The following is a 16,866-nucleotide window of genomic DNA, read 5'->3' on the forward strand; positions in this document are numbered from 1 at the left end:
TTTTCATCCATAAAATCCCTTGGTATGCCCAGTTGTCCAAGGGGTGGATTCCTGATTCTTACGGTCGTTCCGGCGTCCGCATGGTGATTTCGTGTCGCCGTGGTTGGAGATCTGCGCCCTGTTGTTGAGGGTGGGTTTACGTCGTGTCAGCGTTGGTGGTCTATGCGGGTTCGGGGGTGTCGACAGTCGACGCCAAAGGCCGCGCGACCATACCTGCAGAGCTGCGCGACAGCGTTCAGGCTTCGAGCGGCGTTAACTCGGTTTGCATTTCCCGCCACCCCAAGCTTCCCTGTCTTATCGGATTTGGCGGTGCTGAGCGGCTGAAATTGCGCGCTGATGTTGAGGCGCAATGGCAGAGCGCCTTAAACCGCGGCGTCGAATTTGACCGCGAATTGGCGGGCGTTACGGCCTCCTCTATTTTTGAAACGAACTTTGAAGCCAGTGGCAGGTTCGTGCTTTCCCCAATGCTGCGGCATTTCGGGAAAATCGAAGATCGTGCCTTTTTCTTCGGTGCGACGACCCATTTCATGCTTTGGAACCCTGATGTCTTCCTCGCCGAAGCGCCCGAGGGTTATAATGCGGTCAAGGACGAGCTGCTCTATTGGCTCTCCCAATCCGGAAAGCGCGACAAATGACCGCGCAACCTCCCCATATTCCCGTTTTGTTGGATGAAGTCATTCACGCTCTGGCCATCACCCCTGGATCAGAGATTGTGGACGGTACCTTTGGGGCAGGAGGATACAGCCAGGCGATACTGGCTGGTGGCGCGCGCGTTTACGCGTTTGACCGTGATCCCGATGCATTATCCGAAGGTGCAGACCTTGCAGGCCGCAGTGGGGGCGCCTTGCGTCTTTACTCGGCCTGCTTTTCAGATTTGGATAAAGTGTTGCTGGCAGACGGCATCACAAATGTCGACGGCGTCGTTCTCGATATCGGTGTGTCCTCGATGCAACTGGATCGCGCCGAGCGTGGCTTTTCATTCCAGAAAGACGGTCCGCTCGATATGCGGATGGCGCAAGACGGAATGACCGCAGCGGATTTTGTCAATGACGCTGAAGAAGACGACATTGCCAACATTATTTATCGCTATGGTGAAGATCATCGTTCGCGCCGGATCGCGCGGGCCATTGTTGCGGCGCGCCCAATCGAGACCACGGCGCAACTGGCTGCGGTCGTTCGCAAGGCGGTTGGACATAAGCCGGGTGCGCCAAAAGATCCAGCAACGCGTGCCTTTCAGGCGATACGCATCCACATAAATCGCGAACTCGATGAACTTACAGACGGGCTGGAGGCGGCCGAAAGGATGCTCAAGCCCGGTGGCCGTTTGGCCGTTGTGACATTTCACAGTCTGGAGGACCGGATTGTTAAACAGTTTCTGCGCCGCCGTAGTGGCGCGGAGGGTGCAGGGTCTAGGCATATACCGGTGGTCGCAAGTGCCGGCCCTGCATCCACTTTTGAAAAAGCCGAAAAGGCGGTTCGTCCATCGGACCTGGAAATCAACCAAAACCCGCGGGCACGGTCAGCAACATTGCGATCTGCGATCCGCACAGCAGCGCCCGCTTGGGCCGAAGGAGAATTGGCAGCATGAGCCTTGCCATGAAACGATTGAAGAATTTGGGCTGGTTGGCGCTGGTGTTTATGGTCGCTATTCTGCTGTATCCATTGTCCTTGAATGTTGCTGCGGTGCATAGCGACCTGATTTCGGTCGACCGGCAAATCCTCGATACAAAACGCGAAATCAGCTTTCTGCAGGCGGAAATCCGCACAAGGGCGAGTTTGCAGCAGCTCGAAGAATGGAACGAACTTCTATATGGTTATGCCCCGCCAACAGCGGCGCAATTTGTCGATGGTGAGGCTGCACTTGCGGGGTTGGGTTCCGCCATGCCTACTGCAAAACCTGTGATGGTTGCGGTGAGCGCTCAACCTTCGGGCGTTATCGGCGGCGGGACGCGTTCCGCCAATAGAGTCGATGAAGAACCGGATCTCGATATTTCCGACGTTGAAAGGCCCGTTCCTTCAGTTGAAAAACCAAAGGCGCAGCAGAGCCGGACCGAGCGGCTGGCGCGCATGGATGAAAAATTGCTGTCGGATGATTTCATGCGGGACATCGAGGCAAGGGCTGATCGGGAACGCGGCGGTCGATGACCATATTGGCAGCCCGGACAACAACGCGAAAAAGCGGGATTGGCACGCCGCCTTTTGCGGCGCTTGGATTTTGGCGGCTGCTTGTATTGTTGGCGGCCTTCGGCCTGTTTGTCTTATTGCTTATCGGACGTTTGGCCACCTTGGCCTTGTTCGAAAGCACGCGTGCATATGGTGCGACAAGCACCGAATATGTCCCTGATCGCGGAGATATCGTGGACCGAAATGGCGTCCCGTTGGCGCGTAGCATATATGGCTATGCCATTTGGGTAAAACCGGACCAGTTGTTGGGCGATCGAAAAGAACTGGCGCGTCAGCTTGCCGCGATTTTTCCGGATACTCCGGCCGCGGAATTTTATGCGAAACTGATGGCGGAAAAGCCCGGTTATCTGCGCAAGCGCGCCTTGCCTGAACAGGTGCGGCAGGTCCATGACCTCGGCGAAATCGCCATCGAATTTCCTCGAGAGGCAACACGGCTTTATCCGCAGCATGATATGGCGGCGCATGTTCTGGGTTTTGTGAACCGCGACGGAAAAGGTGCAATGGGGATGGAGCGGGTGATGAATGATCATCTGCGCAATCCCGCAACCCGCTCAAAGCCGCTCAATCTCGCGCTTGATGTGCGGGTGCAGGCGGCGTTGGAGAGCGAATTGCTTGCAGGGATGCGGTCCAATGGCGCCAAGGGTGCCGCAGGTATTGTGCTTGATGTCCAAACCGGAGAGGTCGTTGCAATGGCGACGCTTCCCACGTTCAATCCCAATCGTCCCGTTTTCGCCAATATCCCCGATCTGGGGGAAACGATCGTCAACGGCCGTTATCCGATTTCACGGCAGACAAACAATGTGACCAATCGCGTTTACGAACTCGGTTCAACATTCAAGCCGCTGACCGTGGCGGCGGCGCTCGATGCGGGTACAGTGCGTGATTTGTCGATTAGATATGACGCGACCAAGCCTCTGGCGATTGGCGGATACAAAATCCGCGATACCCATCCTTCGGGTCGCTGGCTTAACACGCCGGAATCGTTGATCCACAGTTCCAATGTCGTCACGGCGCAAATCGCGGACAATCTGGGCGCCAAGCGGATGGATGCGATGTTGCGGACGATGCATTTCAATATGCGCCCCGACATCGAACTGGCGGAAAAGGCGATGCCGATTTACCCCAAAAACTGGGGTCGCCTGACCAATATGACGGTCGGTTTTGGGCATAGTATTGCGGTCACCCCGTTGCATCTGGCGAGTGGCTATGCCGCAATGGTCAATGGCGGGATTTATCGGCCTGCGACCATGTTCAAGACAAAAGCCAACGCAAAAATTCCCGGCAGGCGCGTGTTCTCGGCAGCGACCAGCGCGCGGATGCGTCAATTGATGCGGATGATTGTGGTGGATGGAACCGGCCGGAAAGCCGATGCCTTGGGATATCGCGTCGGCGGCAAGACAGGTTCGGCGGAAAAACCCGGTGTGGGCGGGTATAATCGCAGTCTTGTGGTTGCAACCTTCGCGGCTGCATTCCCGATGGATAACCCTCGATACGTAGTCCTTGCCATGCTGGACGAACCGAAAGGGACCGCTGAAGCGAGTTTCCAGCGCACAGCGGGATATACCGCCGCGCCTGTCGTTCAGAAAACGATTACCCGCATCGGGCCGCTATTGGGTATCATTCCCGATATGAAGCGCGATGTTGATGTTTCCGAACTGATGCCTTTATTGTGGAAGGCAAAGGGAGAATAACAATGCAGCTGGGACAATTGCTGACCGAACTGGACGGTGCAGCCGCCGAACAAACCGTCACCGGTTTTGCCATCGACCATCGAAAAATTGCGCCGGGTACTGTTTTTGGTGCCTTTCAAGGCGCTGCATTCAATGGTGAGGACTTTATTCCGGAGGCGATTGCCGCAGGTGCGATTGCGATTGTTGCCCGGCCAGAGGCGCAAGTGTCGGGGGCCGTGCATGTGCCTGATGCCGAACCCCGTCGCGCATTTGCCCGGTTGGCGGCCAAATTTTTCCGGCCTTTTCCCCAATCCATAGCGGCCGTTACCGGCACCAACGGAAAAACATCCACGGCGGAGCTTACAAGGCAATTGTGGCGGATGGCAGGGCATCATGCGGCCTCTATCGGAACATTGGGCATCACAACGGCGTCCGATCAGGCAAAGACCGGTCTGACTACGCCGGATATCGTGACATTTCTGTCGAACATGTCCGGTCTCGCGCGTGAAGGTGTAACACACACCATATTCGAAGCCTCAAGCCACGGCCTATCGCAATATCGCAGCGAAGCTGTGCCTGTATCCGTTGCTGCGTTCACAAATTTGAGCCGCGATCATCTCGATTATCACGGAACGATGGAAGACTATTTCGAAGCCAAAATGCGTTTGTTTGACGAGGTTGTGGATGACAATGGAACTGCTGTCATCTGGGCGGACGACACATGGTCCGATCAGGTCATCACACGGGTAAAAAAGCGGGAAATTCGGCTCATCACCGTGGGTGAAAAAGGCAAGGATATTCAATTATTGTCCCGCCAGCCCACCCAATTGGGGCAAACACTTGAGCTGCGGATTCAAGGTGATGTAGCAAAGGTCAAACTGCCGCTGATTGGAGCGTATCAGGCCGCCAATGTTTTGGTCGCAGCCGGTATAGTGATCGCCAGCGGGGGCGAACCAGAGGATGTACTTGGTCATCTGGCCCGTTTGCAGCCTGTGCGCGGACGATTGGAGCGGGCGGTCATTACCAAAAGTGGCGCACCGGTATATGTAGATTATGCCCATACTCCGGACGGATTAAGCGCCGCTATTGCAGCCCTGCGACCACATACCAAGGGGAAACTGATTACGGTATTCGGGGCCGGCGGCGATCGGGATAAAGGCAAACGTCCTGAAATGGGGGCCATCGCCGTTGCTGAATCCGATGTCGCTATCGTCACGGATGACAATCCGCGCAACGAAGACCCGGGCTTGATACGCGCCGACATAATGGCCGGAGCACCGGGCGCACATGAAATTGGTGATCGCCGTTATGCCATTGCGTTTGCAATCGAACATGCCGAACCGGATGACATTGTATTGATTGCCGGCAAGGGTCATGAGCAGGGCCAGATTATCATGGGGCGGGTGTTGCCGTTCGACGATGTGGAAGTTGCGAGAGAATGCGCCGCATGACGCCGTTGTGGACCCATGCTGAATTGTTGGCAGCCGTAAATGGAACTGCGTCAGGCGTTTTTGATGCAAATGGCGTGGCGTTTGACTCGCGCGAAATCGGTTCGGGCGACCTCTTCTTTGCGTTGAAGGGCGAGGCCACAGATGGCCATCTATTTATCGACAAAGCGTTTGCCAACGGAGCCGCAGGCGCAATTGTCAGCGAGCCCGTCGATTTTCCGCACATATTAGTGGAGGATACTTTTGAGGCGCTCAATGCATTAGGCCGTGCGGCGCGAACACGGATGCACGGCAAGGTTGTCGGGGTTACCGGTTCGGTTGGAAAGACGGGAACGAAAGAGGCATTATTTGCGGCCCTCGACCGCTCTTCCCGGGGGAAGGCACATCGTTCTGTCAAAAGTTACAATAATCATGTCGGTGTTCCGCTCAGCTTGGCGCGAATGCCGCGTGATACCGAATATGGTATATTTGAAATGGGAATGAATCACGCGGGCGAACTGCGCGATTTGACCGCACTTGTTCGTCCCCATTGCGCTATTGTAACGACCATTGCACCGGCGCATATCGAATTTTTCAAGGATGAAAGCGGTATTGCGGATGCCAAGGCCGAAGTTTTCGAAGGCCTGACCGAAGAAGGTGTCGCCATTATTCCATGCGACAATGTGCATTTTGATCGCCTTCAAGCCGCCGCTGCAAAATATGCGCAAAAAACAATCGGTTTTGGTTTTGGTGAAAAATCGGATGTAAGATTGCTGGATCATGTGGCTACAAACAGCGGTGAAACGCTGATCACAGCAAAATTACCCGATGCGACGATCTGTTATTGTCTCTCGCAACCCGGAGAGCATTGGATATCGAATTCTTTGGCGGTGCTGGCGGCGGTCGAAGCCGTTGGCGGCGATCTGGCCGCGGCAGGGTTGGCCATGGCCGAACTGGGCGGGCTGGCCGGCAGGGGTGCGCGGCACCGGATTGCAGTTCAAAATGGAACCGCGCTGCTTATCGATGAAAGCTATAATGCGAACCCCGCTTCAATGCGGGCTACACTTTCCGAACTCGGCAAAGTGGATGGCCGAAAAATTGCGGTGCTTGGCACAATGAAGGAACTGGGCGATAAAAGCCGCGACTATCATTTGGCCCTCGCTGAACCATTGGCCGCTGCAAAAGTAGATTTTACAATTTTGGTCGGTGAAGAGATGCAGATTCTAGCCGAAAAGGTAAAGGCAGGGGTTGAGGGTCTTTCCGAAATCGCGCATTGCGCCACGGCACATGATGCGCTGGTGCTTCTTAAAAGCGAATTACGTGTTTCCGATACGGTTCTGGTCAAAGGTTCCAATAGCATGGGACTTTCGGCCATTGTCAGCGGCTTGGTGGGTGGGAAAAGCTAATGCTTTATTTATTGGCGGAATATCTGGGCTTTCCGGGTATTTTGAACCTTTTGCGTTATTTGAGCTTCCGTTCAGGGGCTACCGTTGCGACCGCGCTTGTCATCGGTTTGTTGATCGGACCTAAATTTATCGGGATGCTGCGTGTCCGTCAGGGCAAGGGGCAACCCATCCGCAGCGATGGGCCGCAAACCCATTTGGCAAAGGTGGGCACACCGACGATGGGCGGCCTGATGATCCTGATTGCGATCTCCACGTCGATGCTGTTGTGGATGAATCTGGAAAATATATATGTCTGGGCGTGTCTGTTAGTGATGGCGGGCTTTGGTCTCGTCGGCTTCATGGACGATTATGACAAAGTCAAAAAGCGCAGTCACAAGGGCGTTTCAGGCAAGGTGCGCTTGCTGTTGGAATTTGCGATTGCCGGTGTCGCCGTGTCGCTGATCGTGTGGCAGTCGGGGGGAATGTTGTATCTGCCATTCATAAATGGCCCTGTGCTCGATCTGGGGTGGTGGTATGTGCCCTTCGGGGCATTTGTGATTGTGGCCTTTGGTAATGCCGTCAACCTGACCGATGGCCTCGACGGCTTGGCGACCATGCCGGTTATTATTGCCTCCATTGCCTTTATGTTGATTGTCTACATGGTCGGCAATGCCAAATATGCCGCCTATCTCGGCATTCCATTCTACCTTGGGGCCGGTGATTTGGCGATGCTGTGTGGCGCCATAGTCGGCGCAGGGCTTGCATTTCTGTGGTTCAATGCGCCCCCGGCCGCGGTGTTCATGGGCGACACGGGCAGTTTGGCTCTGGGCGGCACCTTGGGTGCGATTGCGGTTGTGGCCCATCACGAATTTGTGCTTGCCATAATAGGTGGACTTTTTGTGGTCGAAGCACTTTCGGTTATCATCCAGGTGTTCTGGTTCAAGCGCACAGGCAAACGCATTTTCCGAATGGCACCTATACACCATCATTTCGAGCAACTTGGCTGGTCAGAGCCCACTGTTGTTATCCGATTCTGGATTGTGGCTTTTGTTCTGGCGCTTGCGGGTCTATCAACCCTCAAGCTCAGATGATTACCAGTCCGGCCTTTAAAAACCGCAAATTTGCTCTGTTGGGCCTCGCGCGCTCGGGTCTCGCTGCGGCTCGCTCACTGGCTGCGGGCGGGGCCGAGATTTTGGCGTGGGACAATGATGAAAATGCCCGTGCAAAAGTTGCCGATATCGCCACAATCGCTGATCCTTTGGACGCTGATTTGTCCGGTTATGACGGGATTGTGGTCTCGCCCGGCGTGCCCATCAACCGTCATCCCATTGCGGACAAGGCCCGATCCGAGGGGCTATCGTTAATCGGTGATATCGAATTGTTTGCGATGGCGCGGGCGGATTTGCCACCGCATCGAGTTGTCGGGATTACCGGAACAAACGGTAAATCGACGACGACGGCTCTGGTACACCATCTTTTGAAAAGTGCGGCATTGCCGGTCCGGATGGGTGGCAACATCGGTCTCCCCATTTTGTCGCAGGCCCCGCTCCCTGCGGGGGGCGTTTATATTCTCGAGCTGTCCAGTTACCAAATCGATATCACCCACACCCTGGAATGTGACGCCGCCGCACTTATCAATCTGTCGCCGGACCATCTTGATCGGTACGACGGATACGAAGCCTATATTCGATCCAAGGCGCGCTTGTTTGAAATGCAGACCGCCAAACAACATTCGATTTTTGGCAATGGCGATGAAGATACTGTCCGAATTTATGAAGAAGTGTCCGCACGACGTGGGGCGAACTTTGTGCATTTGGCCGATCCGGGGAAGCTGCACGGCCAGTTGGAATGGCCTTCGTTGCAGGGGCCGCACAATCTGCAGAATGTCGCGGTTGCCGTTGCCATAGTCGAATCACTGGGTGTAACCGAACCGCAGTGGCGTGCCGCCCTTCGCAGTTTCAAGGGCTTGGCCCACCGTATGGAAGTGGTGACGGAGCGCAATGGCGTTTTGTTCGTCAACGACAGCAAAGCCACAAATGCGGCGTCGACCGCGCCTGCCTTGGCCGCATATCCACGGGTCCATTGGATTGTGGGCGGTTTGGCGAAAAGCGACAATCTCGATGAATGCATCCCCAATTTCGGTCATGTTGTCAAAGCCTATACGATAGGTGAGGCCGGGCCATTGTTCACAAAATTACTGACACCTTATGTGCCTGTGGAAAGCAGCGAAATGATGGGCGCTGCGGTCCATTCGGCGGCGGCCCAGGCACAGGCCGGTGATGTAATCATGTTGTCGCCGGCGTGCGCGTCGTTTGACCAGTTCAAAGACTTTGAGGCCCGCGGCGATGCGTTCAAAGCGATAGTTGAGGCGTTATGAACGGGGACCGTCGCGATGTTCCATGGGTGCTTGCCGCCAAAACCGGGAAAATCGGGCTCGCAAATCGTCTTGGACGTGGCGACCGTTCGCCATTGGGGGTCTGGTTCTGGGAATTGGACCGCGTCCTTCTTGCATTGATGATGGTGTTGATTGCGATTGGTCTTTTGTCGGTTGCGGCGGCTTCTCCTGCAGGCGCGCAACGTCTGTCTTCGTCCACGACCCAGTTGAATTCGCTATATTTCTTTTATCGCCAGTTGATGTGGGTTGTTGTGGGCGTTCCATTGATGCTGGTTGTATCCATGTACCCGCGCGAACAAGCCCGGCGTTTCGCGGTTATCGGTTTCTGCATCTTTTTTGTATTGCTGGCCTTGGTGCCATTGATTGGCCGGGAAGTGAATGGCTCCCAACGATGGGTTGGAACAGGCGTCGCGGGCTTGCAGCCTTCGGAATTTCTGAAACCCTTTTTTGCGGTAACGATGGCGTGGATCATTAGTTGGCAGATCAAGGACCCGAGCCTTCCGGTGCGATTGCTCAGCAGTATCGGCACGGGTCTGGTCTGCATATTCCTGATGGCGCAGCCTGATCTGGGGCAAACAATCTTGTTTGCGGGCACATGGTTTGCGCTGATGATGGTGTCGGGTGTTTCTGCGTCACGGATGTGGGCGATGGTGATTGGCGGTGCCGTCGGTTTGATCCTTGCGTATAATTTTTACCCTGTGGCAACGCAGCGTATCGATGCATGGATTTTCGGGACGGAAGGCTTGACCCACGATAAAATGGCGTTGGCAACCCTGACCAGCGGCGGGTTTATCGGCGTGGGCCCGGGGTTGGGTACAAAGAAATATACCTTGCCCGAAGGACATACCGATTACATCTTCTCGGTTATCGGCGAAGAATTCGGGTTATTGGCCTGCATGGTTATCGCATTATTATATTTCGCCATTCTGGTTCGTATCATCATCCGGTTACTTGATGAAAAAGATCAATTCATCGTCCTTGCGGTGACCGGACTGGGTGCCCAATTTTGTGGACAGGCGATGATCAATATGGCTGTAAATTTAGGGGTTTTTCCGTCGAAAGGCATGACTCTTCCTTTCATCAGCTATGGCGGATCGTCAATTCTGGCGTTGTCGATAACCTGTGGTCTCATACTGGCACTGACGAAGCGCAACCCGTATCTTGACCGGTCGGCGTATATGGTGAAGGGACAGATGCCATGAGCATTTCACGGCATTATGTCCTTGCCGCAGGCGGCACCGGGGGGCACCTTATCCCCGCGTTCGCGCTGGGTCAGGAATTGTTGAACCGCGGCCATCACGTCGCCCTGATAACCGATGAACGTGGCGCGAAGATACCGGGCGCACCGGATAAAATCGCGACACATATTCTGCCCGCTGGCCGCATTACGAAAAGCCCGGGAAGCTGGGTTCCGGGTATTCGGGCGATAGCCGAAGGACGGCTTATGGCGCGGCTACTTTATGAAAGCTTTGATCCAAGTGCTGTGATCGGCTTTGGCGGCTATCCTGCATTTCCCGCGCTGCTGGGCGCATTTGCCGAAAAAATCCCGACGATCATCCATGAACAAAACGCCGTTCTTGGCCGCGTGAACCGTTTCACCGCGCGGCAGGTGAACGCCATTGCGACTTCTTATCCGGACATATTGCGCCTGTCCCCGCGCTATCAGGAAAAGGTGCATCTGGTTGGCAATCCGGTACGCGAAGAAGTGCTGGCCTTGCGCGATCAAGCCTATCCACCGATGAGCGCAGACGGGATCTTTCGCGTGTTGGTAACCGGCGGCAGTCAGGGGGCCACGATATTGTCGGAAGTAGTGCCCGATGGCCTGGCCCGCTTGCCGCTTAACTTGCGCCGCCGCCTTCAGGTGACGCAACAATGCCGTGCCGAGGATATCGAAACCGTGCGACAGGCTTACGCCGCCCATCAAATTCCCGCAGAACTCGCAACCTATTTGCCCGATCTGCCGGCGCGGCTGGGCTGGGCGCATCTTGTGATATCACGGGCAGGGGCATCGACGATTGGAGAGCTCACCTGTGCCGGCCGCCCCGCTATTTTGGTGCCATTGCCCAGCGCGACCGACAATCATCAAAGCTATAATGTAAAAGAAATGGTGCAGGCTGGCGGCGCTCGCGCGATTGCACAGACCGGTTTTACGCCGGTGGAACTGGCAAAACAAATCCAGAAAATCGCACTGGAACCGGGCGCATTGGAAAATGCGGCAAAAGCGGCAAAGTCTTGCGGTCGGCCGCAGGCAGTTTCGGATTTGGCCGATCTTGTAGAGTCATTTGGTAAAGCGCCGATCATGCACACCATCAAGTCCAAGACCGAAAAGTCATCGGCATTCGCACCATCGCCCGCGCTTGCAAAGGAGTCAGCGCTATGAAGGGCGTTCCAAACGATATCGGCACAATCCATTTCGTGGGTATCGGCGGAATCGGTATGTCGGGCATTGCCGAGGTAATGCACAACCTTGGCTATACCGTTCAAGGTTCGGATATGGCCGATAGCTATGTGATCGACGGCCTTCGCAAGCTGGGCATCAAAGTGATGATTGGCCACAGCGCGGACAATTTGGGCGATGCGGCCGTGGTGGTTACGTCGACTGCGGTTAAGGCCGGTAACCCCGAGCGCGATGCCGCCCTCGAACGCCGGATACCGCTTGTGCGCCGCGCAGAGATGCTTGCCGAGCTTATGCGGCTTAAAAATACAGTCGCTGTCGCCGGGACGCACGGGAAGACGACGACCACTTCATTGATTGCCGCGATGCTTGATCATGGCGGCATTGATCCGACCGTTATCAACGGTGGCATCATCAACAGTTACGGTTCAAACGCCCGTTTGGGGGCAAGCGACTGGATGGTAGTCGAAGCGGATGAAAGCGACGGCAGCTTTCTGCGGTTGGATGGCACTATCGCCGTCGTCACCAATATCGATCCGGAACATCTGGATCATTATGGCGGCTTTGATGCGATCAAGGATGCTTTTGTCGAATTTGTCGAAAATGTTCCCTTTTACGGCGCGGCAATCATGTGTCTCGACCATCCCGAGGTGCAGGCAATCCTGCCGAAGATCCGCGACCGTCGGATAATAACCTACGGCTTTTCGGCGCAGGCGGATATCCGTGGAGAGAATGTGACCCCTTTCCCGGGCGGCAACCGTTTCGATGTCGTTGTGCGCGCCCGTGACGGGGCGCAACGCACGATAACGGGAATTGAATTGCCGATGCCCGGCCGCCACAATGTCCAGAACGCACTGGCGGCTATTGCCGTCGGTTTGGAAATGGGCATGGGTGACGAAGCTGTGGCCCACGGTTTTGACAAATTTGGCGGGGTCAAGCGGCGCTTTACCAAAGTTGGCGAAGTGGATGGTGTTACAATCATCGACGATTATGGCCATCATCCGGTTGAAATCCGCGCCGTATTGTCCGCCGCGCGTGAAGGCGCGCAAGGCCGTGTGATTGCCGTTGCACAGCCGCACCGTTTCACTCGGCTGCGTGACCATATGGATGATTTCCAGCAGGCATTTAACGATGCCGATATGGTGTTTATTTCGCCGGTATATGCGGCGGGTGAGGCACCGATTGAAGGCGTTGATTCCGAGGCGCTGGTCAATGGTATAAAGGCGCGAGGCCATCGTTCCGCCGCAACCATCGGCGATGCCAATGAACTTGCAATCAAGTTGTCAGCTTTGGTGCAGGACAAGGATATGGTCGTCTGTCTGGGCGCAGGGGACATCACAAAATGGGCGGCTGGTCTTGCCGATGCCATTAAGGCCGCGCGCGTATGAATGTCGCCGAACTTCCAAAGGTCGCAGGAAAACTGACGCCGAATGCGCCTTTGGCCCCACTTGTGTGGTTCAAATCCGGCGGTTCGGCGCAATATTTATTTGAACCCAAAGATCTGGATGATCTTCAATCCTTTTTACGAAATCTAGAACCAACCGAGCAGGTTATGGCACTCGGGCTTGGTTCCAATCTGATCATTCGGGATGGCGGTGTCCGCGGTGTGGTCATCCGGCTCGGTAAAGCCTTTGCAAAAGTGGCAAAAGCCAACGCCGTTACATTGGATTGCGGCGCCGGCGCGTCAGGTATTCTTGTTTCATCAACGGCGCGCGATAATGCAATTGCCGGAATGGAATTTCTGCGATCAATCCCGGGCACCGTCGGCGGCTTCGTCCGCATGAATGGCGGCGCTTATGGCGGGGAAGTGAAAGATATATTGGTTGATTGCGACATCGTCTTGCGCGACGGAAGTTTCCGGACGATTGCGGTCGAAGAACTGCATTACAGCTATCGCCATTCCGAATTGCCCGACGGTGCCATCGTGGTCGCCGCACGTTTCAAGGGCAAGCCAGGCGAGCCAGCCGCCATCCAGACGGAAATGGACCGTATTTCAGAATCGCGTGAGGCGTCACAGCCACTGCGGTCCAAAACCGGCGGGTCAACGTTCAAAAATCCGGATGGCCATAAGGCGTGGCAATTGGTGGATCAGGCCGGATGCCGCGGACTGCAAATTGGCGGCGCGCAAGTCTCCGAAAAGCACACCAATTTCCTGATTAACACAGGCGACGCGAACAGCGCCGATATTGAAGAATTGGGCGAGGAAGTCCGCCGCCGGGTCAAGGCGCAATCGGGTGTCGACCTTCAATGGGAAATTCAGCGTGTGGGTGTTGTGAAATGAACGGGCAGATTCACGTCGTGGTCCTGATGGGCGGTTGGTCGAACGAACGGCCGGTTTCCTTGATGAGCGGAAACGGGGTGGCCGATGCGCTTGAAAAAGTAGGGTACAAGGTCAGTCGCGTCGATATGGACCGCAACGTCGCCCAGATTTTGACGGCCTTACGCCCCGATGTTGTGTTTAACGCATTGCACGGCGTTCCCGGCGAAGATGGCAGCGTTCAGGGAATGCTCGACTTGATGGGCATCAAATACACCCATAGCAATATGGTCACGTCGGTGATTGCCATCGACAAGGAACTGACAAAACAGCGGCTCGTGCCGGCCGGTATTCCCATGCCCAAGGGCATGATTGTGGACAGCGAAAGCCTGTATGCCGGCGATCCATTGCCGCGGCCATATGTGTTGAAACCCGTCAACGAAGGTAGTTCTGTCGGCGTCGCAATTGTGAAAGCCGATAGCAATTATGGCAGTCCTATAGCGCGCGATGCCAAAGGGCCGTGGCAGGAATTTGAAACATTGCTGGCCGAACCGTTTATTAAAGGCCGTGAATTGACCGTTGCGGTGTTGGGCGACAAAGCTCTTTGCGTTACAGAATTGAAGCCAAAGAGCGGCTTTTACGATTTTGATGCCAAATATACCGATGGTTTGACCGAACATGTTTGCCCGGCTGAAATCCCCGAAAATGTCGCGCAGATGATGCTGGATATCGCATTGAAAGCCCATCGTTTGCTTGGCTGTAAAGGTGCATCGCGCACGGATTTTCGCTGGGACGATGAACTGGGTCTGGATGGTATTTTTGTGCTGGAAACCAATACCCAGCCCGGAATGACCCCGCTTAGTCTGGTTCCCGAGCAAGCCAAATATGTTGGAATCAGCTATGAACAGCTGGTGGATATGATCGTTAAAGAGGCGTTGGCATGATGGCCACAAATACCCGGCAAACCCAAAAGAAACGAAACGCGAAATCGCCAAGACCGAGGCAAAAAGTACAACAGGTTTCGGTAATTGACCGCGCGGTAAGGGCCTTGCCATTTTCCGAGCATGATATTCAACGCGCGGCGACCTGGCTGATCCTGACCGCGCTGGCGATATTGGCATTTGCTGCGGCCCAATGGGCAGGACTGACACATGCGGCTTATCTCCAATATTCGGACTTGGCGGCCCGGGCCGGTTTTCAGGTGCAACGTGTCGAAGTCACCGGCATGGAACGGGTTGATCAATTAAAGGTTTATGATCTGGTCCTGGCCGAAAAAGACAGGGCCATGCCTTTGGTCGATATCGAAAAGGTGCGGGCAGACCTGCTCCAATATGGCTGGATAAAGGATGCCCGCGTATCGCGTCGCTTGCCGGACACATTGGCCGTTGAAATTGTCGAACGGAAACCCGCTGCCGTTTGGCGGCATGACGGGAAATTTTCGCTCATCGATGCACAAGGCGCAATCCTGCAAAACGTGAATCCCGATGAAGGCGGCGAACTGCCGTTATTGGAAGGCGTAGACGCCAATTTGCACACCGTCGCTTTGAATAGATTGTTAGACAAGGCAAGCGCGTTAAAATCGCAAGTTACCGGTGCGAATTGGATCGGTAATCGTCGTTGGGACTTGCGTTTCAAAAGCGGCGAGACACTGGCTTTACCCGAAGGGGAAAAAGCCGCAGCCGAGGCTTTGCTGAATTTTGCGCGGATGGATGGAATTCACAGACTATTGGGGCGTGATATTATCCATTTTGACCTTCGCGATCCCGAACGCGCCTATTTTCGTAAAGCTCCAAAGGCGGAGCCGGCAAATGCCGAAACCAGCGGTGCCGTGTCCAAAGATAGTGGAACTCAGGCATGAAGGCTGCTCGCGTTGAAAAATTGATATCGGCAATTGATATAGGCTCGTCAAAGGTTTCCGCGCTAATTGCCGGACAAACCGATAGTGGTGAACTTTTGGTATTGGGAACCGGCCAAAGGGAGAGCCGGGGAGTCACGCGCGGCTGTATTGCCGATATTGAACAAGCGGAGCTGTCCGTCCGACATGCCGTCGAGCAAGCGGAACGTATCGCGGGAATCAATATTGAGCGCGTGTGGGTCGGAATGTCGTCGGGTGGCCTCGACAGTCTGCTGGCGCCGGTTGAAATCGAGTTGGGTGGCGACCGTATCACGCAAGATGATGTGGACCAGCTTTTGCAAGCCGGACGCGCCAATATCCAGACAGGTGGCAAAATGCCACTTCATATCCAGCCAACGCTTTACGCCCTTGACGGTGTGGGCGGTGTTGCCAACCCTGTGGGTTTGCATGCCGATCGATTGGGCGTCGATATTCATGTCGTTCTGGCCGATCAATCGCCCGTCCGGAATATCGATATGACCGTTCGTGCGGCGCATCTGGATGTCGAGGCGATTGTCGTTGCGCCCATCGCGACGGGATTTGCGTGCCTGACGTCGGAAGAAAGGGAGCTGGGTGTTGCGTTGGTCGAACTGGGGGCGGCAATTACCAATGTCTCTGTTTTTATCGGCGGAATGCTTGTCGGATTGGAAACAATACAAAAAGGTGCTTCCGATATCACCGATGATATTGCTTCGGCATTTGGAATCCGAAGGGCGCAGGCGGAACGGTTGAAATGTTTTCACGGGTCTGCACTGACCAGTCCGCGGGATCATCAGGAAATTCTTGATGTTGGTCCCGACGAAAACGGGAATGAAGCCGCAGCCCATGCATCGAAAATCACCAAGGCGCAATTAAACGCCGTCGTATGCCAGCGGGTCGATGGCATAGTTGGTGAAATCGGACGGGCGTTGAAATCACTCGGCTTTTCGGGGCCTTCAAGTCACCAGATCGTTTTGACCGGCGGTGGTGCGGAGTTGAAGGGGATTGCGGAACATATGCAAGGTGCGCTTGGGCGCACGGTCCGTATCGGAAAACCGTCCGGACTGAGCGGCATTCCCGAAGCGCATTCGGGGCCTGCTTTTTCAACGTTGGTCGGGTTGATTCACTACGCCGCATTTGATCGGGTCGACCTGAAATCGGGTTATGAATTGCATGGCGAGCATATCCCGGGGGGGCTGCCAAATCTGTTCGAACGGATAAAACGTGCCATTCGAGAGAATTTTTAACAGAAAGCTGTGCAAAAAGGTTAATTTTTGAGT

Annotated in this window: 15 protein-coding genes; all 15 read left to right on the forward strand. The window is 55.1% G+C overall.

Annotated elements, in window-relative coordinates; translation table 11 throughout:
* Positions 1–143 precede the first annotated feature (143 nt).
* The 15 genes from ACKVOS_RS08805 to ftsA are packed head-to-tail and all read left to right on the forward strand — an operon-like array spanning position 144 to position 16,833.
* On the forward strand, positions 144–635 hold the full coding sequence (locus ACKVOS_RS08805) for a division/cell wall cluster transcriptional repressor MraZ (RefSeq protein ID WP_409211638.1): 492 nt from the start codon (positions 144–146) through the stop codon (positions 633–635).
* Entirely contained in the window at positions 632–1,588 is a 957-nt protein-coding gene (gene rsmH / locus ACKVOS_RS08810; protein ID WP_409211639.1) for a 16S rRNA (cytosine(1402)-N(4))-methyltransferase RsmH, read from the forward strand. Before ACKVOS_RS08805 ends, rsmH begins: the two co-directional genes overlap by 4 nt.
* Positions 1,585–2,145 (forward strand): hypothetical protein, encoded by a 561-nt coding sequence (locus tag ACKVOS_RS08815; RefSeq protein WP_409211640.1) that lies wholly within the window; start codon positions 1,585–1,587, stop codon positions 2,143–2,145. Before rsmH ends, ACKVOS_RS08815 begins: the two co-directional genes overlap by 4 nt.
* Entirely contained in the window at positions 2,142–3,875 is a 1,734-nt protein-coding gene (locus tag ACKVOS_RS08820) for a peptidoglycan D,D-transpeptidase FtsI family protein (RefSeq protein WP_409211641.1), read from the forward strand. The genes ACKVOS_RS08815 and ACKVOS_RS08820 overlap by 4 nt, the downstream gene beginning before the upstream one ends.
* Before the next feature lie 2 nt (positions 3,876–3,877).
* On the forward strand, positions 3,878–5,305 hold the full coding sequence (locus tag ACKVOS_RS08825; RefSeq protein ID WP_409211642.1) for a UDP-N-acetylmuramoyl-L-alanyl-D-glutamate--2,6-diaminopimelate ligase: 1,428 nt from the start codon (positions 3,878–3,880) through the stop codon (positions 5,303–5,305).
* Positions 5,302–6,687: a UDP-N-acetylmuramoyl-tripeptide--D-alanyl-D-alanine ligase gene (locus tag ACKVOS_RS08830; protein ID WP_409211643.1), complete on the forward strand. Its 1,386-nt coding sequence runs from the start codon at positions 5,302–5,304 to the stop codon at positions 6,685–6,687. Before ACKVOS_RS08825 ends, ACKVOS_RS08830 begins: the two co-directional genes overlap by 4 nt.
* Entirely contained in the window at positions 6,687–7,757 is a 1,071-nt protein-coding gene (gene mraY, locus ACKVOS_RS08835) for a phospho-N-acetylmuramoyl-pentapeptide-transferase (protein WP_409211644.1), read from the forward strand. The genes ACKVOS_RS08830 and mraY overlap by 1 nt, the downstream gene beginning before the upstream one ends.
* Entirely contained in the window at positions 7,754–9,043 is a 1,290-nt protein-coding gene (murD, locus tag ACKVOS_RS08840; RefSeq protein WP_409211645.1) for a UDP-N-acetylmuramoyl-L-alanine--D-glutamate ligase, read from the forward strand. The genes mraY and murD overlap by 4 nt, the downstream gene beginning before the upstream one ends.
* Complete coding sequence (locus tag ACKVOS_RS08845) at positions 9,040–10,263, forward strand: FtsW/RodA/SpoVE family cell cycle protein (RefSeq protein ID WP_409211646.1); 1,224 nt, start codon at positions 9,040–9,042, stop codon at positions 10,261–10,263. Before murD ends, ACKVOS_RS08845 begins: the two co-directional genes overlap by 4 nt.
* Complete coding sequence (gene murG, locus ACKVOS_RS08850) at positions 10,260–11,441, forward strand: undecaprenyldiphospho-muramoylpentapeptide beta-N-acetylglucosaminyltransferase (RefSeq protein ID WP_409211647.1); 1,182 nt, start codon at positions 10,260–10,262, stop codon at positions 11,439–11,441. The genes ACKVOS_RS08845 and murG overlap by 4 nt, the downstream gene beginning before the upstream one ends.
* The gene (gene murC / locus ACKVOS_RS08855; RefSeq protein WP_409211648.1) at positions 11,438–12,844 is read left to right on the forward strand and encodes a UDP-N-acetylmuramate--L-alanine ligase; all 1,407 of its coding nucleotides are present in this window, start codon (positions 11,438–11,440) and stop codon (positions 12,842–12,844) included. The genes murG and murC overlap by 4 nt, the downstream gene beginning before the upstream one ends.
* Entirely contained in the window at positions 12,841–13,737 is an 897-nt protein-coding gene (gene murB / locus ACKVOS_RS08860; RefSeq protein WP_409211649.1) for a UDP-N-acetylmuramate dehydrogenase, read from the forward strand. The genes murC and murB overlap by 4 nt, the downstream gene beginning before the upstream one ends.
* Positions 13,734–14,657, forward strand: coding sequence for a D-alanine--D-alanine ligase (locus ACKVOS_RS08865; protein ID WP_409211650.1), 924 nt, complete (start codon positions 13,734–13,736; stop codon positions 14,655–14,657). Before murB ends, ACKVOS_RS08865 begins: the two co-directional genes overlap by 4 nt.
* On the forward strand, positions 14,654–15,571 hold the full coding sequence (locus tag ACKVOS_RS08870) for a cell division protein FtsQ/DivIB (protein ID WP_409211651.1): 918 nt from the start codon (positions 14,654–14,656) through the stop codon (positions 15,569–15,571). Before ACKVOS_RS08865 ends, ACKVOS_RS08870 begins: the two co-directional genes overlap by 4 nt.
* Positions 15,568–16,833: a cell division protein FtsA gene (gene ftsA / locus ACKVOS_RS08875; protein WP_409211652.1), complete on the forward strand. Its 1,266-nt coding sequence runs from the start codon at positions 15,568–15,570 to the stop codon at positions 16,831–16,833. The genes ACKVOS_RS08870 and ftsA overlap by 4 nt, the downstream gene beginning before the upstream one ends.
* Positions 16,834–16,866: the final 33 nt, after the last annotated feature.

It is taken from the genome of Sphingorhabdus sp. (genome assembly GCF_046154385.1).
GTDB lineage: Bacteria > Pseudomonadota > Alphaproteobacteria > Sphingomonadales > Sphingomonadaceae > Sphingorhabdus_B.

Coding starts and splice junctions, on each gene's coding strand:
- rsmH (WP_409211639.1), top strand. CDS start 632: ATGACCGCGCAACCTCCCCATATTCCCGTTTTGTTGGATGAAGTCATT.
- ACKVOS_RS08815 (WP_409211640.1), top strand. CDS start 1,585: ATGAGCCTTGCCATGAAACGATTGAAGAATTTGGGCTGGTTGGCGCTG.
- ACKVOS_RS08820 (WP_409211641.1), top strand. CDS start 2,142: ATGACCATATTGGCAGCCCGGACAACAACGCGAAAAAGCGGGATTGGC.
- ACKVOS_RS08825 (WP_409211642.1), top strand. CDS start 3,878: ATGCAGCTGGGACAATTGCTGACCGAACTGGACGGTGCAGCCGCCGAA.
- ACKVOS_RS08830 (WP_409211643.1), top strand. CDS start 5,302: ATGACGCCGTTGTGGACCCATGCTGAATTGTTGGCAGCCGTAAATGGA.
- mraY (WP_409211644.1), top strand. CDS start 6,687: ATGCTTTATTTATTGGCGGAATATCTGGGCTTTCCGGGTATTTTGAAC.
- murD (WP_409211645.1), top strand. CDS start 7,754: ATGATTACCAGTCCGGCCTTTAAAAACCGCAAATTTGCTCTGTTGGGC.
- ACKVOS_RS08845 (WP_409211646.1), top strand. CDS start 9,040: ATGAACGGGGACCGTCGCGATGTTCCATGGGTGCTTGCCGCCAAAACC.
- murG (WP_409211647.1), top strand. CDS start 10,260: ATGAGCATTTCACGGCATTATGTCCTTGCCGCAGGCGGCACCGGGGGG.
- murC (WP_409211648.1), top strand. CDS start 11,438: ATGAAGGGCGTTCCAAACGATATCGGCACAATCCATTTCGTGGGTATC.
- murB (WP_409211649.1), top strand. CDS start 12,841: ATGAATGTCGCCGAACTTCCAAAGGTCGCAGGAAAACTGACGCCGAAT.
- ACKVOS_RS08865 (WP_409211650.1), top strand. CDS start 13,734: ATGAACGGGCAGATTCACGTCGTGGTCCTGATGGGCGGTTGGTCGAAC.
- ACKVOS_RS08870 (WP_409211651.1), top strand. CDS start 14,654: ATGATGGCCACAAATACCCGGCAAACCCAAAAGAAACGAAACGCGAAA.
- ftsA (WP_409211652.1), top strand. CDS start 15,568: ATGAAGGCTGCTCGCGTTGAAAAATTGATATCGGCAATTGATATAGGC.